Origin of the sequence: Rheinheimera marina (genome assembly GCF_042654345.1) — a bacterium.
Classification (GTDB): Bacteria; Pseudomonadota; Gammaproteobacteria; order Enterobacterales; family Alteromonadaceae; genus Pararheinheimera; species Pararheinheimera marina.
Genome location: NZ_JBHSGB010000003.1, coordinates 85522 through 110134, shown reverse-complemented (window position 1 = coordinate 110134; position 24613 = coordinate 85522). Strand labels below are relative to the sequence as shown.

The following is a 24613-nucleotide window of genomic DNA, read 5'->3' as shown; positions in this document are numbered from 1 at the left end:
TGAGGCCACATCACTATAACGGTGGTTTGGCTCCGAATGAATCCGAGCGCAGATACTGGCTTGGCTACAACGATGTGGCCAAAATTAGTTGACCACTACAGACAGGCGTATGGGCGTAATTTCGATTACAACAAGTTTTGGGCGCGGGTGACCGAAAACCGGCAGGTGGTAACCGCTATTGCCTATGCCATAGATAAAGGCGACAAGAAGCAACGGGAGTTTCAGAATATTCTGCGGGCCATTGGCTTTGAGGTGAAATTAAAGCCATTTATTACCAGAGCCGACGGGTCGGCGAAGGGGGATTGGGATGTCGGTATCACTATCGACGTGCTCGATCACTCAGCGGCTGCAGATGTGGTGGTGCTGGTGTCCGGTGATGGCGACTTTGACCGGCTGGTAGACCGTGTGCGTTCAGTCCCTGGCAAAACTGTTGAGGTGTATGGCGTGCCCGCCTTAACAGCGACATCCCTTATGAACGCCGCCAGCCAGTTTATGCCCATTGAGCAGGAGCTTTTGTTAGGCTAGCTACTTATTGCGGCGGCAGGGCGCAGTAAACAGCGTCACAGAATCAGTGCAGGGGTGGTAGAATTGCCCTGTGCTCTGCTCTTACGGAACTCTTTATGCAGCAATGGTTTAATGTGTCTTTACAGCGAAAAATCAGTGGGTTACTGGTGGTCTTGCTGTCCTTTTTATTTGTAGTGATTCTGTATTCCATCTACAAACTCAAGCTCATCGATGCTGAAATGCACGAAGTGGCCGAAATTGATGTGCCGCTGACTGAGATGGTCAGTGAGCTGGAAATGATGCAGCTCAGGCAGCATTTGCTGATGGAGCAGTTCCGCCTGAATGGCGATACTGCGAAGGTGGCGCTAAAACCAGAACAAGCTTTTGCGGCCCAGCGGGATGGCCTGAAACAAATCCTGGCGAAAGCACAGCGGGTACTGAATAAAAGTTTACAGCGCCATCAGGTCCGTTTTGCTGCTACGGAGCATCAGCAAATTCTGGCCAGCATTGAACAGTTTCATCAGCAAAGTGACAGTTTTGAACAGCAACTGAAGTTGGCTTTGCAGCAAGACCAGACGAATAATGAGCAGTGGCTTAAGTTTGAAGCAGAAGCGGCCACTTTAGATCAGAGTATTGTGGCCATTCTAAGACATATGGAAACGCTGACACTCGAAGCCAGCCGCTATACCGACAAACACGAAAATGAATTTATGCTGGTCAATACCGGACTGGGGCTGTGTGCCTTTGCCATAGGTGTGTACCTGACCTTTTATATCCTGCAAATTTTTCGCCAGCGTATTGGCCGTATTCAGGCTCAAATTAAAAACGTGCAGCAATCAATTGAACAGGGTGAACCCATCAGTAACCCTGAATTTGTTCAGCCAGAGCACAAGGATGAACTGACGGAACTGGAACATGATTTAAAAATGATGGTGCAGCGTTTATCGGAAGAGATCAGTAACAGGCAGGAAATAGAGCAACAACTGCTGGTGCTGGCAACGAGGGACAAGTTAACCGGGGCTTACAACAGGCACAAATGGGATGAGCAATTGCGGATGGAACTGGGCCTGGCAGAGCGTGGTGGTGTGTTTAGTATTGCGCTGTTGGACGTCGACTTTTTCAAAAAGGTGAATGATCAGTTTGGCCATCATACCGGCGACAAAGTGCTGCAAGCCTTAACCGCTAATCTCAGCCAACGCCTGCGTAAAACGGATACCTTGTTCCGCTTGGGCGGTGAAGAATTTGCGATTTTGCTACCTCAACAAAAAGTCGAAATGGCCTGTCAGTTTGCTGAACTGTTAAGAGAACAAGTTGCCAGTTTGCAGGTGCCGGATTTACCCGCTTTTACTATCAGCATTGGGGTGACTCAGTATCAGCCGCAAGACGATGCCGATTCAATTTTAAGCCGGGCAGATCGGGCTTTATACCTGGCGAAGCACTCGGGCCGTAACCGGGTGGAAGCGGGCTGACAAGCAGCTCTTGGATAAACTGCTTGTCAGGGTAGCTGGTGATTACTCTTCCAGAATCGAAGGTTTAATCAGCTGGAACAGCTCGCGAAAGGCTTTGGGCGGCTGGTTTTTTTCCTGCTCTTTTTTCGCGTTGCGAATTAAGGTGCGCAGCTGCTGCACGTCCACTTCTGGGTATTGCTCAACAAATGCTGTCAGCGCGCTGCTGTCGGCAATCAGTTTGTCGCGCCAGTCTTCCACCAGGTGGAACTTGCGGGTGGCGGCCTGGTTGGTATTGCGAATAAGTGCCAGCGCCCGTTCAATCGGTTCAATGTCGCGGGTACGCATCAGGCGGCCGATAAACTGTATATGGCGGCGCAGCGCTTCGCGTTTAGTTTTCAGCTTGTCAGCCAGTGCCAGCGCGTCTTTCAGCTCGTCGTCCATCTCAATTTTGGCGCGCGCTACCGGGCTTAATGCCACCAGCTCTTCACCCAGAGCCTGCAACTGGTGCATCTCCTGCTTCACCTGGGTTTTGCTTTTGCCTTCTTCGACATCCCAGTCATCGCCATGGGTAAAGTCGGTCATATCTGCCATATATCACGCTCTGTAGCCGGTAAAATTGCGCTAAGTATACCGCAACGCCGTTCTGGCAGCGAGTGGGCAAATGACGGCTTGGCGGCGGCTGTGGTAAGCTTTGGCAAAATTTTTTCCGGGTGACCCTTATGAGTACGACAACCACTGAGATTTGGCAGGAACTGGACGAAGTAAAAGCTGCGGTACAGCAGGTGCTGCAGCATGCCAAAACCTTAGGCGCCACCAGCGCTGAGGCCTCAATGAACCGCACCCGTGGCCTGAGCGTAGAAACCCGCCACGGTGAAGTGGAAACGGTGGAGTTTAACCAGGACGGTGGTTTGGGCATCAGCGTCTATGTTGGTCAGCGCAAAGGCTCGGCGTCCACCGCCGATTTAAGCCCGGCGGCGCTGAAACGCACCGTAGAAGCGGCGGTCGATATTGCCCGTTACACCTCAGAAGACCCTTACGCTGGTTTGCCGGACGCGGCGTCGCTGGAACTGAACCCGCCGGATCTGGATTTGTTTCACCCGGCCAGCGTCACCACAGAGCAAGCCATTGAATGGTGTAAAGCCTCGGAAGAAGCTGCATTTGCATTAGACGCCCGTATTACCAATTCAGAAGGCGCTTCTTTTACCTCACATCAGGGGCTGAAGGTGTATGGCAACAGCCATGGCCAGATTGTTGGCTACCCGTCCAGCCGCCACAGCTTAAGCTGTGTGGTGATAGGTGAAGAAGGCGACGACATGCAGCGCGACTACAGCTACAGCGTAGCGCGTGAACTGAGTGAGCTGATGAGCCCTGAACAGATTGGCCGCGAAGCGGCGCAGGAAACCGTGGCGCGTTTAAATGGCCGCAAACTGGGCACGCAAAAAGTGCCGGTGATTTTCCGTGCCGACATTGCCAGCAGCCTGTTTGGCCACCTGGTGTCGGCGATCAGCGGCGGTGCTATCTACCGTAAATCGAGCTTTTTGCTGGATAAAGTCGGTCAGCCAGTCATGTCAGACAAAGTCACTATTCTGGAGCGGCCGCACCTGAAGCGTGCTTTGGCTTCAAGCCCGTTTGACAGTGAAGGGGTAAAAACCTCAGACCGCACTATTCTGGACGCCGGTGTACTGACCGGCTACCTGACCACCAGTTATTCTGGCCGCAAGCTGGGCCTGCCAAGCACAGGTCATGCCGGTGGTATTCATAACTGGCTGGTGCAGCATGGCGACGCCGATTTAGCTCAGCTGTGCCGCGATATGGGCACAGGCCTGCTGGTGACCGAGCTGATGGGCCAGGGCGTCAACACAGTAACGGGCGACTATTCGCGCGGTGCTGCGGGTTTCTGGGTGGAGAATGGTGTCATTACCTATCCGGTGTCAGAAATTACCATAGCCGGTACTTTGCAGCAGATGTTTATGGACATTCAGGCCATTGGCAAAGACGTAGACCCACGCGGTGGCGTGCTGACAGGTTCAGTCCTGCTCGGCCAGATGCAAATCGCCGGGCATTAACCCTTCTTCCATTGGGGTCAGGTCTTGTATTTTGCATTGAAACGCAAAATACAAGACCTGACCCCAACGTACTTCTTTTCAGCGCAATTACGACTTAAGTCTAAATGGCACCTTAGCGGCCAGCCCCTAGAATGACGCCAGTTTTAGTTTGGGGGGCTTTATGCAATTAGAACGGATCCGGCTGGCCAGTTTGCATCAAAAAGTGATGTCGGCCGCAGAGGCAACCGGCTTTATTCAAGATGGGATGACAGTCGGCATGAGTGGCTTCACCCGTGCGGGTGAGGCCAAAGCGGTGCCGCGAGCGCTGGCAGAAAAAGCCCGCATGCAGCCGCTGAAAATCAGCCTGATGACAGGGGCATCTCTTGGGAATGACCTGGACAAAGCGCTGACCGAAGCCGGCGTGTTGGCGCGGCGGATGCCGTTTCAGGTGGACAATACCCTGCGCAAAGCCATCAATAATGGCGAGGTGATGTTTATCGACCAGCACTTGTCGGAGACGGTTGAGCAATTACGCAACCATCAGCTGAAGCTGCCTGATATTGCCGTGATTGAAGCAGTGGCCATTACCGAACAGGGCCATATAGTACCGACGACCTCTGTGGGTAATTCGGCCAGTTTTGCCATTTTTGCCAAGCAGGTGATTGTGGAGATCAACACCTCGCATCAGAGCGAGCTCGAAGGCCTGCACGATATTTATATTCCAAGCTACCGACCGACCCGCACGCCGGTGCCGCTGGTCAGCGTGGATCAGCGGATTGGCGGCACGGCCATTCCAATAGACCCCGCCAAAATTGTTGGCATTGTGTTTACCGAACAACCGGATTCGTTTTCGACAGTGACAGACCCGGATGCAGAAACTCAGGCCATTGCCGATCATCTGGTGCAATTCTTCCGTGCCGAAGTGGCCGCAGAACGGCTAGCGCCGAATCTTGCCCCCTTGCAGGCGGGCATCGGCAGCATTGCCAATGCGGTGATGATGGGCTTGCTGAATTCGGAATTCACGGACTTGTCGATGTATTCTGAAGTGCTGCAGGATTCCACCTTTGCCCTGATGGACGCCGGCAAGCTGACTTTTGCATCGGGCAGCTCGATAACCTTGTCTGAGCGTTGCCACAAGCAGGTGTTTGGTCAGCTCTGCCACTACAAAGACAGGTTGGTGCTGCGGCCACAGGAAATCTCTAATCATCCGGAGCTGGTGCGCCGTCTGGGCATTATCGCCATTAATACCGCGCTGGAGTTTGACCTGTACGGCAATGTGAACTCAACCCATGTCGGTGGCCGCAATATGATGAATGGCATTGGCGGCTCAGGCGATTTTGCCCGCAACGCGCATTTGTCGATTTTTGTCACCAAGTCGACTGCCAAAGCTGGCGCTATTTCCAGTGTGGTGCCTATGGTCAGTCATGTGGACCATACCGAACACGACGTGGATATTCTGGTGACAGAGCAGGGGCTGGCCGATTTACGGGGTTTGGCACCGCGCGAACGGGCTGTGCAGGTGATTCAGCATTGTGTGCACCCGGATTACCGTGCTCAGCTACAGGACTACTTCGACCGCGCTCTCAAGCGTGGTGGTCATACGCCGCATCTGCTGGAAGAAGCCTTTAGCTGGCACCTGAAGCTGGAACAACAGGGCAGTATGAAAGCCTAACTAGCTTGGGGGTCAGGTCCTGTATTTTGCGTTTCAATGCAAAATACAGGACCTGACCCCGTTAAGAAAAAGCCAGTCACGAGGACTGGCTTTTTGATCGCTGGACAGCGCTTAGTTAATGCCGGTTTTTAAGCCGCGGCGGATTAACAGCGCGTCTGTGGTTGGTGCCTGACCACGGAAGGCTTTGTAAGCTTCCATTGGGTCTTTGGTGTCGCCAATCGACAGAATGTTTTTACGGAAGTTAATGCCGTTCTCCAGCTTCAGGCCACCTTGCTGTTGCACGAAGGCGTAAGCATCAGCTGCCAGAATTTCTGACCACATGTAGGCGTAGTAACTGGCTGAGTAACCACCGGCAAACACGTGCGCGAAGTAGGTCGACTTGTAACGTGGTGGGACCGCTGGAAGGTCAATGCCGTGTTTTTTCAGTGCAGCGGCTTCAAACGTCTTCACGTCTTGCAGTGGCGCATCGGCTGGCAGTGAATGCCATTCCATATCCACTAAAGCAGCTGCCATGTATTCCAGTGTGTCGAAACCCTGATTGAAGCTGCGTGACTTGATGATTTTCGCCAGCAGTTCAGCTGGGATCGCCTCACCTGTTTTGTAGTGTTTGGCGTAGTTGCCAATCACGTCCGGGTGCGCCGCCCAGTCTTCCTGGAAGGTGGACGGGAATTCAACGAAGTCGCGAGAAACCGAAGTACCTGACTGAGAAGGGTATTTCACGTTCGAGAACAAACCATGCACGCCATGACCAAACTCGTGGAAGATGGTGGTCACATTGTCATAGCTCACCAGCGTAGGTTCGCCTGCGGCGCCTTTAGGAATGTTCATGACGTTGACAACGACTGGTTTCTTGTTCAGCAGTTCGCTCTGGCTGACAAAAGAACTCATCCAGGCGCCGCCACGTTTGCCTTCACGGGCAAAATAGTCACCGTAGAAAATAGCGATGCTGGTGCCGTCGGCGTCAAACACTTCATAGGCTTTTACGTCCGGGTGGTACACCGGCAGATCAGGGCGTGGTTTTAAGGTAATACCGAACAGCTTGTTCATGGTGAACAGCAGGCCGTCGTTAAAGACGCGGTCAAATTCAAAGTACTGACGTACTTCGTTTTCATCCAGATCGAATTTGGCTTTACGCACTTTCTCTGCGTAGAACTCCCAATCCCAAGGTTGCAGTTCAAAGTCACCACCGGTTTCTTTGATCATGGCCTGAATAGCGGCAGCTTCGTTGTTGGTGTTGGCCACTACGGCTGGCACCATAGACCCCAGCATGTCGTACACAGCTTTTGGTGTTTTGGCCATGGTGTTATCTAACTGATAATCGGCCCAGCTGTTGAAGCCCAGCAGTTTGGCGCGTTCAGCACGCAGTTGCGCTAAACGGGCTACGATAGGTTGTTGGTCTGTTTCACCTGAAGTACCACGGTTGGCTGAGGCTTCCCAGATTTTTTGCCGCAGTTCGCGGTTTTCCAGCTGAGCCAGTACCGGCTGGCGGGTGGTGTTGGTCAGCTCAATAATGAATTTACCTTCCTGGCCACGGGCTTTGGCGCCTTCGGCTGCGGCAGCAATTTCGGCGTCAGACAGGCCGGCCAGGTCTTCTTTTTTATCCACAAAAACAGCGATGTCTTTGGTGATCTTCATCAGGTTTTGCTGGTACTTGTTGGTCAGCTTGGACTGTTCTTCGTTCAGCGCGCGAATTTGGTTTTTCTGTTCTTCCGTCAGCAGGGCTCCTGCGCGGACAAAACCAGTGTAACGGTCTTCCACCAGGCGGGTGGCAGCTTCGTCCAGGCCCAGAGTGGCGCGTGCATCGTAAATGGCTTTAATGCGGGCGAACAGTTTTGGGTTCAGGTTGATATTGTCTGAGTGTGCCGCCAGTTTTGGTGCCAGCTCGCCCTGGATCTTCTGAATTTCCGGGTTGCTGATGGTGCCAGTCATATTGAAGAACACACCAGCCGCGCGGTCTAACAGGTCACCGCTTTTTTCCATTGCCACAATAGTGTTGTCAAAAGTGGCTGGCTCCGGGTTGTTGGCAATGGCTTCAATTTCAGCCAGGTGTTGCTTCATGCCTTCTTCAATAGCTGGCTGGTAGTGCTCCACTTTAATCAGGTCAAATGGTGGCGCTTCGTATTGCAGCGGGCTTTTGGTCAGCAGCGGGTTGCTGCTGGTGGCAGCGGCCGCTTCAGGGGCTGCTGCGGCTTGTTCAGCCACAGCACCGGCAGTTTGTTGTTCTGGTTGTTTTGAGCAGGCGGCTAATACCACCGCGGCGCCAATGGCGCTGGCTAACAGAGTTTTGCGCATCTGGATTCTTCCTTTGGACCTTAAAGAGGTTAAGTTTTTTGTAATGGACTCACTGCAATAATGTAACACTATAACTGGTCGAGTATGCCAAAAGGCACCCCGAAAAAACAGGATTTGCAATCAACGGTCATATTTGCGGGATAAAAGGGTGGCCAGCCGTCGGAACGCCTCTTCGGCTGTTTGCTGCATAGTGGCCACACTCAACTGCAGTGCCTGCTCCGGCACGGGCGCCGGTTATTGATTTCGCCGTTTTGCCTTAGGCTGAGCAAAAAGTCAGACCTAAGTAAGGACTGGCTTTGAATTTTATTCACCAATACCTTATGGTATGCCTAGTGTTCATTTTTCCATAGCCCAGAGACGGAGGTTGTTTTTGTTTAAGCCAGCAATAAAATCGCCGTCTTATCACGCTGCGTTTTCTACCGTCTTCCATTTCTGAGCCGGTTCCATCTGAATGGAACCGGCTGAGCCTTATGCGCTCACTCCCCTTGTTCATTTGAGCCACACTTATGGAAAACGTATGTTTATTAAGAAAAAATCGGGTTCTACCGATGCGTCAGCTATGTTTTGGCTGGCGGCCTCAGCGATCCAACCTTTGCCCCCATGGCAATTGCAGCAGCTGTTGCAGCAGCTGGAATTGCATCAGCACAAAAAACGCACATCGTTAACTGAAAGCGGTATGTTGCCGGGTTGTTCTGCGCGTGTACTGAATTTATCCGATCAGACCGAAGCTTGGCTGACATTAGTGTACCCACAACAGGCCGATCCGGTTCGCGGCTTTATTTCCGTGTTGTCTCCCTTAGGCGCAGTGTTGCTGGGTAAAAATGTCGGCGAGGTCGCTCAGCTGCGGCTGCTTCGCCGCTCTATGCGATTTTTGCTATGTGATTTGATGGCGGTGAAACATCCGCCTGCTTTTACCTTTACCCCAGTGCAGGAGAAAATGATGAATCCAATGTTGCCTGAATTAACCTTGTCCAGTTTGGATCTGGACCGTTTAGAACTATTACTCCGGAGCTTGTCAGCCTCAGATCCCAGCCGGCTGGCCCTTGAACCTGAGTTAAACAGAGCCACAGTGTTAGAGCCTGCTGCTGTACCTGACAATGTGGTGACTATGAACTCCACTATCCGGCTGAGGTTATTAAAAAGTGGTGAAGAGCCTTGCCTGACGCTGGTGTATCCAAAGGACCTGGATGCTTCGGGTCAGAAGGTATCTGTACTGGCTCCTGTAGGATCCGCTGTGTTGGGGCTAAAGGAAGGCGATCGGATCCACTGGCCTATGCCAGATGGGGATATACAGCAGATCCAGGTAGTCCAAGTACTCTACCAGCCGGAGCGCTCTGGCCATCTGCACAGATAACAAAAACACCAGTCGGTACCGCTGACTGGTGTTACCGCCCACAAATTCATTGTTATCACGTCTGAGTATAAGCAGACCAGGCAGGACAGCGTTTTAATCAGGACGACGTCATGGGGAGGTGCTGGTTAAAGATGGGCTGAGCCTCCCCTTATTCAAAAGGGCAACTTTGTTTGCTACTCAGTAACTGAGCTGTGATCTGTTGCAGCTTTGCCTGCTCTGCAGTTGAGCCGGGCAAGCTGCTCTGTTCTGGCAGCAGTTCGGCACTTTGTCCTGTGATCACCTGATACAACACATAAGCGCTAAGTAACGAACCCAACGCATTGGCATGATTGCCGTCATTGCTGTGCAGTCGCGGCACACCGGGCTGAAGCAGGGCCAGATCCCAGACCGGGCCTACCGGGGCGACACAGCTTGATTGCTGCCGGGCTATACCCAGATGCAACTGGTAGACCCGCTGGCCTTCTGCGCTGTCGCCATACTGTGGATGTTCGGGAAACAGAATGGTCTGGCTACCGGCCGCTTTGCCCTTATCCAGCAAAAACTCGGTTTCGCTGGTGGGGTAGTCGACAATGCCGGATTGTGAATACTTTTGGCCCTGCAGGATCAGATGAGTCCAGCCACCTTGCTGAATTTGCTGCAGGGCGCTGCTACTGGCTGCGGCACTGTCCAGAAACACAAAGCCGATAAAACTCAGTTCGTTGTCGTTTGCTGGCAACCCCAACTGCAGTAAACGACTTAACTGAGGCGCAACACCGGATGCGTGGCTGTTGCCAATCAGCAGTACCCGGATTGGCCTGGCCTGTCGCCTGTCCGGCACCTGCAGGTTGGCTGCCGGAGGGGAGATAACCCCGGTGCCAGGTTCTTCACCCGGCACAACGGCCTGACTGCTGCCGCCACCACCACAGGCTGCCAGCAGCAATGCCGACACGGCCCACAACCCCTGTTGAACCCCAAAACCTTGCATAGACTTACTCCTGTTAACGCTTGGATTCAGACTAAAACTGCGGTTGCAAAGCGTCGACAATCAAGCAACAATCTTTTAATAATGAAATAGTAATTTCAAATAAAATCATGGGTTTGCAATGGACTATCAGATAGGCGCTGTCCGGCTCTGTCAGCGCAGCGCACAACTGGAAAAAGACGGACAGTGGTTGCACTGCGAACCCAAAATCTATGCCTTGCTGCTGTATTTCTGCCAGCAGCCCGACCGGGCCATCAGCCGGCAGGAACTGATAGACCAGGTCTGGCAAGGCCGTATTGTCAGTGATGCGGCGGTAAACCGCGCTGTGGCTGAGCTACGCAAACTGCTGGAGCCCGAGCCAAAACAACCAGTGTATTTGCGCACTGTCAGTAAGCTGGGCTATCAGATGACCGGCGTGACGCCGCTGACTGACAGCATGTCACCGGAAGCTGAATTGCCGGCACCGAAGCCGTCGCAGCAGCGGTCCAGAGTTCGTTGGGGGCTATGGGGGGCTGTGCTGCCTGGTTTGGCTCTGCTGTTGGCGCTGATACTGCTATGGCCGGCCAAGCCACCACAGTATCAGCTGAGCGATGCGGAGCCGCTGACCCGGCTGGCTGGTGAAAGCTACAAAGCGCTGGCACAAGGGCCGCAAAAGTTGTGGTTTTTACACAGGGCAGAACCACAGGAACCGCTGCAACTCTGGCTGCAACAGGGAACAGTGGCTAAAGCCGTTACTGCCGACTCGTTTCTGTATCTGGATTTTGCGCTGATCGATGAAGATACCGCCGTGGCCGTGCGCTGGTCGAATGCCGAGCAGCGCCAGTGCGAGCTGGTCTGGCTGGACTTGAACACAGGCCAAAGCCAGCCGCTCAGCCCCTGCCCACAGGCATCGGCTAACCAACTGGCGTACGCCGCCTCATCAGGCTGGCTGTATTTTAATGAACGGCCTGACATTTCGGCTCCTTATGCATTACATGCCTTGCACCTGGCCAGTGGCCAGCGCCGGCAGTTGACGCAACCGCTGGCGGCAGGCAATGGCTCGGGTCATTACCTGTTTGCCTTGTCGGCAGCAGAAGATCAGCTGGTGCTGCTGGAATACCAGGATGGTCAACAAGTGCTGTTAAAGCGGCTGGATGCAGAAGGTCGCGTGCTGCAGCAACTACCTTTGGCATTAATGCCGACTTCAGTGCTCTGGCTGCAGCCGGAGCAGCTGCTGCTGACCACTGCACAGGCGGTGTACCTGCTGAGCCTGACTGATGGCCATTTGCAGTTGCTAAAGCAGGAAGCTGGCTGGTCGAGGTTTGGTCTGCTGGAGTCAGGCAAGCTGCTGGCAGAACGTTTTGATTACCTGAGCCAGATTGAAAGCCACAGTTTTAGCGGCCAACAGCTGGCGTTGTACCCGCAAAGCGCAGGCAGGTTCAGCAGCCCGGCCGTCAGTCCCGACGGGACTCTGGCTTTCGTCGCGGCGAACAGTCAAGGCACTCAGCTGTTTCGCCAGAAACAAGGCATGGCGGCAGAGCCATTGCCTGTGCCGGAGCCTTTGCAATTTGTCTCGGCACTGAGCTGGTCGCCGGATGGCAAGGCTCTGCTGCTGGCGGCCAATGACACCTTGTTTCTTTGGCAGCAGCAAAGCTGGCAGCAGCTGGTTAAAGATAGCTCTGTGGTGCATTACGCTGCATTTGCAACAGATGGTGCCGTGTTGTTCAGTGCGCTGCAACAAGGGATCTGGCGTTTGTTCCGCCTTGAACCCGGCGCTGCCGGGCCAGAACTGCTGCCACCCGCTGAAGGCTACAGCGTTCAGGGGCCTGACCAGCAGGGGTTTTATTACTACACAGCGTTCTCTAAGCCAGGTTTATTCCGCTGGCGGCCCGGTCAGAGCGCCGGGCTGGTGCTGGAGGATTTTCCGGTGCACGGCTGGCAGAACTGGCAGTTGCAGGGCCAGCAGCTGTTGGCGCAGTACAACGGAAGCTGGTGGTTGCAGCCCTTGGGGCAAGGTGAGCCACAACGGCTGACCACTGAAGGGCGGCAATGCCGGTTGCTGGCAGAGCAGGGGCTGGTGTGTGCCCGTAACAGCCACCAACAACGGCAGATCTGGTCGTTAAAACTGCAGCCCGTTGAATAAACAAAAAAAGCCGGGTTGCCCCGGCTTTTTTGATGTTTCGCACCACAGTTTAAATGCGGTAACGGCCCAGAATGGCCTTCAGCTCTGCAGCCAGCTGGCTGACTGCATGGCTGGCTTGTTGGGTGCTGCTGACATTTTGTTTGTGGTTTTGCACCAGGTGCAGCATTTGTTCGGCTTGCCGCTCCACAGTGCTGGCAATGCCATTTTGCTGCGACGCCAGTTCACTGATACCGGTATTGAGCGTGGCAATTTCTTCCGCCGACTGCATGGCCTGGCCAAGCGCAGAGCAGGCATTATTTAATTGCTCAGTACTGGCTTGCAGGCCTTGCTGGTAATGGTTATTCAGCGAGTGGACCTGATGGACACCTTGTTGTAACTGCTCAATCATGCCTTTGATTTCAACGGTGGAAGACTGAGTGCGGGCCGCTAAAGAACGCACCTCGTCAGCCACCACGCTGAAGCCGCGGCCCTGATCGCCAGCCCGTGCCGCTTCAATAGCGGCATTCAGCGCCAGCAGGTTGGTTTGTTCGGCAATATTACTGATCACATCCAACACAGAGCCAATTTGATTGCTGGCATTAACCAGTTGAGAAATGGCCTGTTCGGTCTGCTCCATGTCCTGGTATTGTTGCTGAGTGCTTTGCTCCAGCTGCCGCAGTGACTGACGGGACTGCGCCATCACCTGTGACACCTGCAGACTGCTTTGTCTGGCCTGATCGGTATTCGCACTGACCTGGGCGGACAAATCATACAGCTGGCCCGTGGTAGAGGAGGTGTCGGCAATTTGTTGATGCAACTGTGCCATTTCCTGTTCGGAATGGGTGGATATAGTCGTCAGTTGCAAGGCGGAAGCAGCCATTTGGTTGGATTGGCCACCCAGTTGTTCAACCATCTGATGCAGCTGGTCCAGCAGGGTGTCAAAGCTTTTCGCCATAGCACCAAATTCGTCAGCGCTGTAGGTGGAGAAACGGCGGGTTAAATCGCCTTCACCCTGGGTAATGGCCGTCAGCGCCTGAATAGTCGCCTGCACCCGGCTGACCACCACTTGCTTTAACAGCCAGTAGATAGTCAGCAGCAGCACTGCTGTAATTAGCAGGATCACGGCGCCAATACTTAACACGCTGTAACGGATTAACGCATTCAGTTCTTCATCCGGGTAGGCCAGGGTGACTTTATAGCCCCAGGGGGCAAAGTTTTGCTGCACCAGGTGCCAGTCTTCCGGTTGCTTCAGAATGGCTTCAATTTCTGCATTCTTGTAGTGATCGGAATGAGTTCTGAGCTGGCCTTTGGCGTCCTGCAACGCAATAAAACCGCGGCTGAGAATACGACTGCTGCTGATCAATTTATTTAACTGGTCTAAATCGGCTTTGTAACCGACATAAGCAATACCAATGGTGTTACCAGAGGGGTCGTTCAGTGGTTCATAGGCGGTGACATAAGGGTGGCCCAGAATGTCCACCGCACCATAAAAAGGCTGTTGCTGCAAAATGGCTTTGGCAGCGGCCCCGGCTGGTGCCAGTTCAGTGCCAGTGGCCCGGCCATTTTCTGTCTGCACATTGGTGGAAACCCGGATAAAGCGGTCGCCAGTGCGGCTGAACAGGGTAGCGGTGCCGTCCATAATGTCAGTCAGATCATCCACTAACTGAAATTGATTGGCCTGTGGCTGATTGCCTATCAGTAAATCAGGCACAGACTCCTGCCCTACCTGGGTGTTGCTGCCTGAGCTGACTGCACCTTGCTGTTTAATCCGGTGCAGCAACAGTTTAATGCTGCTTTGCACCCTGGCTGTTAACTGAGAGTCAGTCAATTGCAGCGCCGTTAACACTTCGCGGCTTTGCTGAGCGATTTGCTGGTCTAATTCTTCACGGATTTCTTGCTGTCGCAGGCTTGCGACCAGGACCAGACAAAGCACTGTAATCACCAGGATAAACCCGGCGATTATGCTCATAAACTTATGTTGGATACTCATTAGGGGGGCTCCAGCCTAAAACGTGGTGTAATTATGGTTGGTAAATCTAAGAGTAAGGGGCGTTATTATTCTGAAAAAAATGATAATGCAATTGTTAAGTTAAGTCTATGAAGCATTAGACGATTCTTCCTGCCGTCGCTGCCAGTCCTTAGATTTGGCGTTAAAACCAGTGGCTGGCTGTACCGACCAGCAGCAGGTAAAGCAGCATAGGCAGCAGGGTGTAGCGCAGTATTTTGCCTTCCTGCTGCTGCAGTTTCACCACGGCGCAGGCCGCCACAATATTCACCACACAAATCATATTGCCGGCATTGGCGCCAAGCATTTGCAGCGCTAATACCAATTGAGGAGCGACCCCGGCCTGAGCGGCCACTTCAAGCTGCAGCTGGGCAAACATCAGGTTGGAAAAAGTGGCGGAGCCTGCAATAAAAGACCCTAAAGCGCCCAACACCGGGGCGCACCACAGCCACAGCTGCTGCAAATGACCGGCGGCCCAGTCCGCCAGATAAACTGGCATGGCCGGTAAACCAGACTGATTTAAATCTGAATGAATAAATACCCGCACCATAGGGACGGCGCTGGCCAGTGTCAGGGCGGCCGGGCCAATTTTTTGCAGGCTTTGCCGGCATAAAGCCAGTAACTGCGGGGCCGCACTGCGGTTTTTCGGCAAAAACAGCAGCACAGTCAGGACAAACAAAGTGCCGGGTAAATACAAAGGCTGCAGGCTGGTGGAAATGGCGCTGCCAAGCAGCGCATCAAACTGCCACTGGTAACTTTGCAGCCAGTTTTTCACTGGCAGCTCGGGTAACCGGCTCAGGACCAACAGGCTGATCAGACACAGATAAGGCAGCCAGGCAGCTATGAGTTGCCGTGCAGTGCTGTTTACTGCGCCGTTCATTGAGACGTTCGCTGTGGTGTGACGCTGCTGGCGTAACTTCAATATCACAGCCAGCAGCACCATAGTGCTGAGGGCGGCCAGCACTGTAGGAAACTCAGGCCCGAGCCAGCGGGCGGCCAGCCAGGCACTGAGCGCATAAATCACTCCACAACACAAAGCCCAGGGCAGCGCAGGCCAGAAATAACGCCAACTTTTTTCGGCACTGAAAAACCGGCAATACAGCGCCAGCATATAGACAGGGATCCAAGGCGCTGCCAACAGATCAATGCTGGCGGCCTGTACTGCAATGTCCTGCACCGCCAGAGGTGTGTCTATGCCCTGCGCAATACCCACCAGCACCGGGGTGCCGATGGCACCAAATGACACAGGCACAGAATCGGCAATCAGCGCGAGCGTGACTGCCGCCAGCGGCTGAAAACCCAGGCTGACCAGTAAGGGCGCGGCAATGGCGGCAGGAGTGCCAAAACCAGCCACACCTTCCAGAAAGGCCACCAACAGAAAGCCCACCAGCAACAGCTGTTGCCGGGGATCGGCTGTGAGCTGGCAAAAACTCTGCCGGATCAGGTCAAAGCGGCCTTGCTGCTGCAGCTGGTGCAACAGCAGCATGGCGCCAAACACAATCCACAACACAGAGCAGGCAATCACCCAGCCTTCCAGCACCGCCGCAGCCAGCTGCAACCACTGAACCCGCCAGACCAACGCAGCCAGCAGCGCGGTTCCTGCTAAACCAATAGCCATAGCGAGGCGGGCTGAAAGTTGCAGCACCGCCAGCAGAAACAAAATGCTTAGCACAGGAAACAGAGCAGTGAGTAAATAGAGTGCAGACATAGAAAATCCTTTTCCCGGGGCTTTTCATTACGTTAACGGCATGGGCGACCACAGAAAAGGGTTTTGTGTATTTTTTGTGCGCTGTTTTGCGCCCGGTCAACTGAAGCTACTGTTGCCGTGTTGCTGGTTTTTTGTGCCATCACACTCAGGCGGCGCTATTAAACTAATCAGCTGGCTGGACATTAATAACAAAGCTCCATAAAATGCCCAGCGTCGCGCACCCATAGCTCAGCTGGATAGAGCGCTGCCCTCCGGAGGCAGAGGTCTCAGGTTCGAATCCTGATGGGTGCGCCAATTAAATTAACCACTTAGAGGCAACTCAAGTGGTTTTTTTATGCCCTGTGACCAAACGGTGACCATATTGTGACTTTTCATATTTTTCGAGTCTGCACTTTCAGCTAAATTTTGACCCTTGCCCTCAGTACCTTTTATGGTAATCTCAAATCCATATTGTTTACCAGGGAGCGGTAACAAAGCCGCTTAAATCAATAAGGTAGTTCACTATATGCGGCTTAGAGAAGTTCTTGGAGTCCTTTCCAAATCCTCACCTTATGCAGTTTCGACTGAGAATAAATATACTGAGCCGCACAACCCGCTTGATCAAATCAAGATGGACTTGTACGTCACCATGCCGATTGAGCATAAAGTCGACGAAGTCATTACTTTATTAAACTCAGCACCTAGGCAGGTTTTTTTCTTACGTGGCAGTAGTGGTGATGGTAAGTCTGAATTACTGGTCCAATCTAAAAAGAAAGCGTGTGAGCATGTTCGTTTTCACTTTGATGCTACCCACAGTTTTGACCCGCACGAAAATGCAGTGCAAACCCTGGATAAGCTGTTTGACGAATTTGAGCAAGGTGAGTTTTCTCTAGTTGTCGGCATTAATGTCGGCATGCTCGGTAACTACGAGCAAGAAGGGCGAAATACGCTTTTCAAATCTGCGATAAAAGCGTATCAGCACAATAAGACACAAATGGCGGGTTTTACCTTCGTCAACTTTGAAGATTATCCGAAATTCCAAATCACCCCAAACGGAATCCAGGCCGATTTTGCCCGCAAGATATTGGCCCGTATAACATCAGCCAACTCGTTGTTGTTCAAAACTTTTCAGCAAGAGAGCGCCAATCAGCTGGATGCTGACAGCCTACGTCTGGTTATAAATTATCGCCTACTGTGCTTAGCTGAGGTACAGGACGTTATCGTTGAGTTGCTGTTTAAAGCGCGCTTGGTACGAGATCAATTTCTTACCGCCAGAGGGCTGTTAGATTTTGTCTATCAACTCCTTACTGGTGCGGGCTATTTGTTCGATAACCTGTTTAGCGGTGGTGATAATGAGCTAGCCGATAAGTTGGTGGAGTTTGACCCTGCATTGCTTCGTACAAAAGCGATAGACCGCTTTTTAATGGCAGCAGATCTTAAACTGGAAAATGAGCAATTTGATGCGTTTTGTACTGAAGTCACAGAAAAATATGGTCTTCCCCACCTTTCGAATCCAAAGTCATATATCAGGTTGTTTTACATCCTGAAAAATAGCGAATTAGCGGCTAATTTCCCTCAGCAGTTTCAGCATGATTTTGCGCAGCGCCTGCTAAAAGACTATCTCGATGTTTATCGTTTGCATGTGTTTTATGAAGACACGCCAGCATGTCGGGAAAAACTAAAAGTCTTTTATAACAAGCAGCTAATATCTGCGCTGCGCCTCTATATTAACCGTAATGCTCCACAGCTTTCTAATAAACAGTTTTTGGTAGCACAACTTGATACATACAAAATAGCGGCACAGCTTGATTTAAAACCTGAAATAGTGGCAATTAAAGCTAATTCAGTAGTTAAGCAACATGCTTTTGTGGCTCAGCTTAAAGTTGGGGATGAGGTGTTAGCTATAGAGATCAACATTAACTTATTTGAGCTGTTAGAACGGATTAATGCCGGATACCGGCCGAGTAAGAATGACCGTAGTGCAGTTATTCTGCTTAATGAAGTCGCCAGCAAAATTGCCCTTATCGCCCGCGAATCAAGCGAATTGCTAATAAGTTCAGAGTCTGCACAGTACAAATTCAGCCTGGATGATGACTACATTGAAGCTGAGGAGTTATAACAAGATGCCGTTAAGTGATAATTTAACGCCTCAAATCAATAGTGCCGCAACCTATTTTCCGATCTCTGCCCGCAGCGATAGAAGCAACGAGTTCGATTGGGAAATTGTAAACCGCTTCTTTGTCGGCGATTTATTTTCGATTTCTGCCAACGACAAGAAACTTGCGCAGTTTCAACAACGCTGTAAAGCGCACTTTCTACATAAACTAAGTGACCCGGCAATGTGGGATGTGGTTGAGAGCATTTATTTCTCTAAGCGCAGCATTAAAAATATTGCTCCGGAAATGCAAATTTTTAGCGGCAGTTGGGCCGATGACGCCAACCCTGCGCCAGCCAATCGTATTGCCAATGTGTTAATGACCATGCTGGGTGATCTGCAGCTTAGCGCTTCAGCTGACGTGAGGCTGAACTTTATTGAAAAGGAAATTCGCACTGCTTTTCAAGCCGAATTTAAGCCAGAAAAATCTGCGGTTAAGGGACCGGCGTTATTACCTTACCTGCCGCCACTGGCAGAGGTTTTTAGTGCGGATTTACACTACTTGCTTAGCAAACAGCATTACTTTCTGGCACACCTTACGCACTTTTTGCGGTTCTACGTCTTTATTTACACCTGCCAGATGGCATTATCGATAAACAGCTGGAAGGATGGTGAGCCGCAAAAGCTGAAAAATTGTTATTTTATATTGGATAATGAAAAAGCCAGCAAAGAGCGCAGCATGCTGCGCGAGCGTGGCTGTAAGCAGGTTGAAAAAGGCATAGAGTCTTTATTTCCGGTGCTGGCAATGAACGAGTCTTTGCAAGACAAAGAACTGGGTATAATTCCGCTGTGGGCCTTATACCCGCAGCTAACCGATGATGCGCTAAGCAGATTGGTAGAGTATGCGGTTGCCTTTGCCGCAGACAGAGAGCTTAATTTTGATCCTGCAAATATCACAACATTAGATCAAGCCTTAATAGCATTACTCGATTTATCAAAACGGCAGTTTGATAAGGGCGAGACACGCTCTGCAGCCGGTAATAAATTTATCAATTTCACTAAGTCAGCGTTATGCAGCAACTTTACCCGCACCCGGGGCAGTGCAGGTAAGGTCTTTGTAATTGATCAGGAATACTTATTATTACTCACCAACTTGGCGATTGGCGAACAAAGTAAATTGCGCTTACACGAGTTAATTATTGAATTTCAAAAGCGTGGTGTATTTTTCGACCGGGAAAGCCAAACAGCCTTGGTCGAGTTTTATGAGCGATTGGGTAATGTTGAACGCTTAAGTGATAGCGGGGATGCAGTGTATGTCAAAGCTACAATATGAAGATTTTCTGGTAGCGCGCTTTTGTAACTGGGCAGCGCAAAATCTGCGTATTGGTGAACGTATTCATTTTCGCTCCCCGGATGATGCAAATAGCTTATTGCTATATGAGGCCTTTATCAGGCAGGCGCTGGCAGAGTTTGCGGTTGTCATTGAGCAAAAAACCAGATACTTGCCTTACTTACAGATTGGTAGTTATCAAGTTATTCCGGTATTACATGCCGAGCGTGGAGTTGGTTTTACCGATAGCTATATTTCAACTCTGCGAGACTTGGTTTCTGCGTCACAGGGGCCGTTAAAAAACAGCATTTTGCTGATTATCCATAACTCGTCTTTGGATACGCTAAATAACTCGTCGCGCAATTTGTGTCTGGCCGAGCATGATGTTTGGAACCCTGCAGTCATCCGTGATGCGCTGAAAGATATGATTGATCCGCATGCAGCAAGCCGGACGATTTCAGAAGCGCTGCTGGATCACCAGTTCAATGCAATCCTGGCCGACGGCGCGACCATGTTTGGTTTTCGTGACCTTTACAATGCTGTGCAAGATGGTCATATCGAATTTAAAGAGCTTAACTTGCTGGACGACCCGGCAATTGGCGGTTGGGATAACGCTGCTGCTATCGACAAACGTCTGGCAGAGAATAAAAAGCTTAAAGACCAAATTGAACACCTGGTAGAGCAGTATCCGTCCGAGCTACATGAAAAGTTGAAAGAGCTGGATTTCAGCGAAAAGTTTATAAAACAACATTTCCCGGATGGTGATCTGGCAAGCTGGCGCAGCACGCTGGATTATGGCGAATGTAAAACGGAACAGCAGAAAAACAGAGAAAACCTGCTGGAATTAGAAAGCGAAAGCGTCGATTTCGGCCACAAAGTTTACCCCGGTTCAAAAGCTGATAGCGGCGCAGGTGCCAGAGAGCGCTACTTTATTATTGAAATTCCTGACGCTGAGCCGCAATTCAAACTGAATTTAAGTTTTATTAATGGTCAAATCAAAGACGACCAGGTCAAGCTTAGGCCGCAAGATAAAAACATCTCTGTGACGGTCAATAAGCGCTCAAATAAGCGCAATGTCATTGAAGTCTCCGGCAGCTTTAGCGGCAGCCCAACCTTTTTTAGTCTTGAGCTAAAGCGCAGTAAACCGCAGGAAAATTACCGTTATCGCGTACTATTGTTACCTGCAAACGCTTTTTATGTGCCGGGTTTTGCCACTAACTTTGTATTGGTGCCAGCTAAGAGTAAAATTGTCCTGCAAACCGATAGTACAGCTATGCAGCTGGCTGAAAGTGGCCCTGCGGTAACAATGACAGAAAATGGCCAGGAGTTTGATGTAAATACAACGGGCGCAGTAGATTACGAAACGCTGGTTAATGCGACTGACCGCTTAAACTTTAAAATTCGCAGTGCTGAGCATGTTTTACAGTTTGATGTTGAAGGTGCCGTATCATCAGACTCCCTATCCTTGCCATTGCTGTTAGACAAAGATCTGCACACGCGCTTATTTAACGATGACTTTTACGGTGTGTTTAATCCGATAAACGGCAAGGTAGCGCTGGATGGCAAAGAGCTAAAACCGCGCACAGAGCATCGTAAATTTCTGATTTCTGAAGCCACTTTGTTGCAGCAACAATTACTGTCTGATGCCGTTGCAGGGCGCGCAGCTATTTATCTAAACGATTTAGCTAAGCCATATCCGGATTTATTTGCCGACTACACCGAATTATTTACTTATTTAAACAGCAGGCGCAGTTTGTTAAGCCTGTCTGCTTGGGGAGAGGTCATTGCGGCTATTATTAAGCGGTTGGTAAATAATTACATTACGGCGTTACAGCAAATTCAAACCACACGGTTGTTAAGTGCCGAAGAGCAATTACTGGTTAATCTTGGCTTTGCCAATACTGAAGACGAAGAATATTTAACGCCTTACCACCCGTTAAACCTGGCTTATTTCGCCTCGCTAACCGATGCGCTGCAGGCCGATGACACTAAATCCTACAAAACACTGCCACTACCAACAGTGCGGCGGCTGAATGCCGAAGGTTTATTGCCATTTAACTGGCATAACTACCATGACTTTAGCTACAGCCAGGTCGTGAAAGAAAACCCAATGTGGCTGCAGGTGGTACCGTCCCGCCAAACACAGCTGGATTATATTCAGCGCTTGGTTCGTGACAAAACAAAAGAATTTGTTGAAGCGTTCTCAACCCTGTTTGCCAGTGGCGAGAAAGATACTTTATTGATCAACTCGATTAATAACGGCCATAACAAAGAAGTGTTATTGGGGCTGGTAGAGTTTTTCAAAAAACGCAAACCGGAGCAAACAAGCCGTATCCATATCAACTTGTATGATGAGCAGTTGCAGCATACTTACTTTGATCAGGTGGCCGATGCGGAAACCTTAGACGAAGTAAAACGGCTATGTGAGCTAACAGCTGACAAAGACGATGCCGATAGCGCTATTGATATGCTGCGCAGGCGTATTACCTACAGCAAATTCCGCTTACCACAAGTTGGCGATAGCTTTAACTATGCGCATTTAAGTTTTGTTAGAAACAACACCCCGGTGATGAAATCTCCGGTTGATATTATGGCCGAGAAAAGTGGTATCGCCTGCCATGGCTTACTGGCAGGTGAGACATCTTACAGCGAACAACACGATTACTTTACCACTGCCGGCCTTGAAAAAATTAGCCTGGACGACGCGCCGCAGCTGCAGGTCATGCAAAAGTACAGCGCCCTGTGTAAAGCAGCCTGGCTGGGGGAGAAGTACAGCGAAACCAGCAGCCTGGCGCTTAAAGTGTCAAACCAGCTGCAGCAATTGCTGGAAGCGGTGTATGAGGACAGTATCTGGACCACCATTATCGATCCTAAAGTCACGCTGAAGTTTTTTAAAAGCCAAAAAGATGTGGTGTTAATTCATTACTCAGATAACTATACCAACTCCGCTAACTACGATGCCATTACCGTTACAAAGCGGCGTGATTTTTATGATCAAATTCTGGCGCAAGGTAATCAGGGCCTGATAGACGAGTTCAATGCCTTTAACGGCGAATGGCTGCTGAAAATGCTTACTCTGCCCGACAATGAGCGGCGGGAGAAAAAGAGTATTATCGCCGCTTATAAGTACATTAACTGCCTGTTGTTCCACAGCGATATTACTTGGGTACCGCTAAGCGTGGCAGAAATGCTGCGCGTGGCCGGTAATATTGGCCTGAAAATGAGCGACGCTGACTTTAGTCGTTATTCACAGGGCGTGCGCCAGGGCGCCATTTCGGACGATGTGCTGTTTGTCGGTTTTAAACAGCAGCAAATGTATTTGCTGCCGCTGGAAGTCAAAGTTGGTAAAAAGCAAAAGCATGACAAAGGTGTACGCCAGGCCAAAGAGTTAAAACGTTACTTAGTCGAGCAGCTATTTGGCCGGCCAGACTTAGCCGGTCATTTATACCGTGGTTTATTTATCCGGCAAATTTTTATGCAGATAGATAAATATGAGCTGTACCGCGTATATGCAGAACAGTATTTTACCCCGCTAAAAGCCGAGCGTGAATGGTGGTTACAGGGCGACTATAACCTTGCTGATATCGCAGGCTACCCACAAGGTTTTGTGCTGGCCTTTATCGAGGGAGATTACTGCAACGAGCAATACGAGCTGGACCAGAACATTTTGCAGATCAAACTGCCCAGTGGCTATCAAGCGAAGTTTGTTAGCACGCCAATGCAAACCTTACTAGCCGACTGCAACTGCAAAGCGCTGGGTTTTATTGATGGCAATTACATCCTGCAAGGCGAAACCACGCCGGTTGCCATAGAGTGGACTGCAGAAGCTGTTGAAGTTGAAGAGTATGAAGACGAGAAGTCACCGGTAACCGTCGAATCCGACAACGTTATCGCCTTTCCGGACAATCATCTGCCAGAGCCAGCGCTAAGCAGCCAAGTTGCTCAAACAGAGCCTAACTACGTGCCTGTGGCGGATAAGCTAGAAAATTGCCGGGTGTTAATTGGCCACTCGCCAAAATCACAAGAGGCCATTTACTGGGAGTATGGCCATAAAGATCTGGCTAACAGGCATCTGATAATCTTTGGTAACTCAGGCCAGGGTAAAACCTACTGTATTCAGGGTTTGCTGATGGAGCTGGCGAAGCATTCCATTAACTCTATGGTGGTTGACTACACCAATGGCTTCTTGCCGGAGCATTTAGAGGCGGAATTTATTGGCAGTGTAAAACCCAGAACCGATTTAATTGCCGATAAACCATTAAAACTAAACCCATTTAAAAAACAGAAGAACATCGTAGCGGGTACAGAGCTGACCGATAAGGCTTACGACGTGGCAACGCGGGTAGCATCGGTATTTAAATCGGTGTATTCCAGCATCGGTGATCAGCAGTTGCCAACCTTAATCCGGGTTATTGAAGAGGGGCTGGAAACCTACGGCGAGCAGTATAGCTTTGAGCATATGTTGCAAGCCTTGGAGGATTACGACCAAACCGGTATTAAGGTAGCCAATAAGCTATTGCCATTGGTCAAAGCCAATATCTTTGCCTTTGATAATACTGAAGGCTGGAATGATATTTACCAATCCAAAGACTCGGTATGCCGGCTTATTCAAATGGCGCGTTTATCACGCGATGTATGGCTGGCGGCGGTCGAGTTTATTTTGTGGGACCTGTATTCCTATGCCTGCCTGCATGGCGATAAAAACTCGCCCTTGCCAATAGTGCTGGACGAAGTACAAAACCTGGATCATCGCTTGGAAAGCCCTCTTGGCAAAATGCTGACCGAGGGCCGCAAATACGGTATCTCGCTTATTTTGGCTACCCAAACTATGAGTAACCTAGGTAAAGACGAGCAAGACCGGTTATTCCAAGCTTCGCACAAACTGTTTTTCGCACCAGCCATGACAGAAGTGCAAACCTACGCCAAGTTGTTAGAGCAAGCCTTGCCGGGTTCTGACAAAAAGTACTGGTTGTCTGAATTATCAAAGCTGAAAAAAGGTGAATGTATTTCAGTGGGCATGCACGCTAATGCAAATGGAGTGCTGGTGCAGTCGGCGAGGCATCTAAAAGTGGCTCAGCTAGGTGCCAGGTTGGCCAATAATGAATAAGGACGTAAGGGA

General features: G+C 50.8%; 14 protein-coding genes, 1 tRNA gene and 1 pseudogene. 11 read left to right on the top strand and 5 right to left on the bottom strand.

Annotation, left to right across the window (positions count from 1 at the left end; genetic code table 11):
* The first annotated feature begins 72 nt into the window (after positions 1–72).
* Both ACFO3I_RS03455 and ACFO3I_RS03450 read left to right on the top strand, forming a co-directional pair.
* Positions 73–525, top strand: a complete 453-nt coding sequence (locus ACFO3I_RS03455) for a LabA-like NYN domain-containing protein (RefSeq protein ID WP_377331775.1) — start codon at positions 73–75, stop codon at positions 523–525.
* A gap of 95 nt (positions 526–620) precedes the next feature.
* Positions 621–1973: a GGDEF domain-containing protein gene (locus ACFO3I_RS03450; protein ID WP_377331773.1), complete on the top strand. Its 1353-nt coding sequence runs from the start codon at positions 621–623 to the stop codon at positions 1971–1973.
* 42 nt (positions 1974–2015) lie between these two features.
* On the opposite strand, the gene yjgA is transcribed toward ACFO3I_RS03450, so the two are convergent.
* The gene (gene yjgA, locus ACFO3I_RS03445) at positions 2016–2543 is read right to left on the bottom strand and encodes a ribosome biogenesis factor YjgA (RefSeq protein ID WP_377331771.1); all 528 of its coding nucleotides are present in this window, start codon (positions 2541–2543) and stop codon (positions 2016–2018) included.
* A gap of 128 nt (positions 2544–2671) precedes the next feature.
* On the opposite strand from yjgA, the gene pmbA reads away from it, so the two are divergent.
* Both pmbA and ACFO3I_RS03435 read left to right on the top strand, forming a co-directional pair.
* Entirely contained in the window at positions 2672–4018 is a 1347-nt protein-coding gene (gene pmbA / locus ACFO3I_RS03440) for a metalloprotease PmbA (RefSeq protein ID WP_377331768.1), read from the top strand.
* Positions 4019–4178: 160 nt separating this feature from the next.
* Positions 4179–5669 carry an acetyl-CoA hydrolase/transferase family protein gene (locus tag ACFO3I_RS03435; protein ID WP_377331766.1) on the top strand — a complete coding sequence of 497 codons (1491 nt, stop codon included), beginning with the start codon at positions 4179–4181 and terminating at the stop codon, positions 5667–5669.
* 111 nt (positions 5670–5780) lie between these two features.
* Here the strand turns inward: ACFO3I_RS03435 and ACFO3I_RS03430 are convergent, their stop codons facing one another.
* On the bottom strand, positions 5781–7961 hold the full coding sequence (locus tag ACFO3I_RS03430) for a M3 family metallopeptidase (RefSeq protein ID WP_377331764.1): 2181 nt from the start codon (positions 7959–7961) through the stop codon (positions 5781–5783).
* A gap of 451 nt (positions 7962–8412) precedes the next feature.
* Here ACFO3I_RS03430 and ACFO3I_RS03425 point away from each other — a divergent pair.
* Positions 8413–8811: pseudogene (locus tag ACFO3I_RS03425) on the top strand (GreA/GreB family elongation factor); the annotation flags it as partial.
* 90 nt (positions 8812–8901) lie between these two features.
* Positions 8902–9315: a nucleoside diphosphate kinase regulator gene (gene rnk, locus ACFO3I_RS03420; RefSeq protein WP_377331779.1), complete on the top strand. Its 414-nt coding sequence runs from the start codon at positions 8902–8904 to the stop codon at positions 9313–9315.
* 148 nt (positions 9316–9463) lie between these two features.
* Here the strand turns inward: rnk and ACFO3I_RS03415 are convergent, their stop codons facing one another.
* Positions 9464–10279 carry a hypothetical protein gene (locus ACFO3I_RS03415; protein WP_377331763.1) on the bottom strand — a complete coding sequence of 272 codons (816 nt, stop codon included), beginning with the start codon at positions 10277–10279 and terminating at the stop codon, positions 9464–9466.
* 118 nt (positions 10280–10397) lie between these two features.
* Here ACFO3I_RS03415 and ACFO3I_RS03410 point away from each other — a divergent pair, with 118 nt between their 5' ends.
* Positions 10398–12398, top strand: a complete 2001-nt coding sequence (locus ACFO3I_RS03410; protein ID WP_377331761.1) for a winged helix-turn-helix domain-containing protein — start codon at positions 10398–10400, stop codon at positions 12396–12398.
* Positions 12399–12447: 49 nt separating this feature from the next.
* Here the strand turns inward: ACFO3I_RS03410 and ACFO3I_RS03405 are convergent, their stop codons facing one another.
* Both ACFO3I_RS03405 and ACFO3I_RS03400 read right to left on the bottom strand, forming a co-directional pair.
* Positions 12448–14367 carry a methyl-accepting chemotaxis protein gene (locus tag ACFO3I_RS03405; RefSeq protein ID WP_377331759.1) on the bottom strand — a complete coding sequence of 640 codons (1920 nt, stop codon included), beginning with the start codon at positions 14365–14367 and terminating at the stop codon, positions 12448–12450.
* A gap of 160 nt (positions 14368–14527) precedes the next feature.
* On the bottom strand, positions 14528–16090 hold the full coding sequence (locus ACFO3I_RS03400; protein ID WP_377331758.1) for an L-lactate permease: 1563 nt from the start codon (positions 16088–16090) through the stop codon (positions 14528–14530).
* 217 nt (positions 16091–16307) lie between these two features.
* Here ACFO3I_RS03400 and ACFO3I_RS03395 point away from each other — a divergent pair.
* The 4 genes from ACFO3I_RS03395 (at position 16308) to dptH (ending at position 24601) form a co-directional block, all read left to right on the top strand.
* Positions 16308–16384 (top strand) — tRNA-Arg (locus tag ACFO3I_RS03395).
* Between the two features lie 211 nt (positions 16385–16595).
* Positions 16596–18188, top strand: coding sequence for a DNA phosphorothioation-dependent restriction protein DptF (gene dptF / locus ACFO3I_RS03390; RefSeq protein ID WP_377331757.1), 1593 nt, complete (start codon positions 16596–16598; stop codon positions 18186–18188).
* 4 nt (positions 18189–18192) lie between these two features.
* Positions 18193–19497, top strand: coding sequence for a DNA phosphorothioation-dependent restriction protein DptG (dptG, locus tag ACFO3I_RS03385; RefSeq protein ID WP_377331755.1), 1305 nt, complete (start codon positions 18193–18195; stop codon positions 19495–19497).
* The gene (dptH, locus tag ACFO3I_RS03380) at positions 19478–24601 is read left to right on the top strand and encodes a DNA phosphorothioation-dependent restriction protein DptH (RefSeq protein ID WP_377331753.1); all 5124 of its coding nucleotides are present in this window, start codon (positions 19478–19480) and stop codon (positions 24599–24601) included. The genes dptG and dptH overlap by 20 nt, the downstream gene beginning before the upstream one ends.
* Positions 24602–24613: the final 12 nt, after the last annotated feature.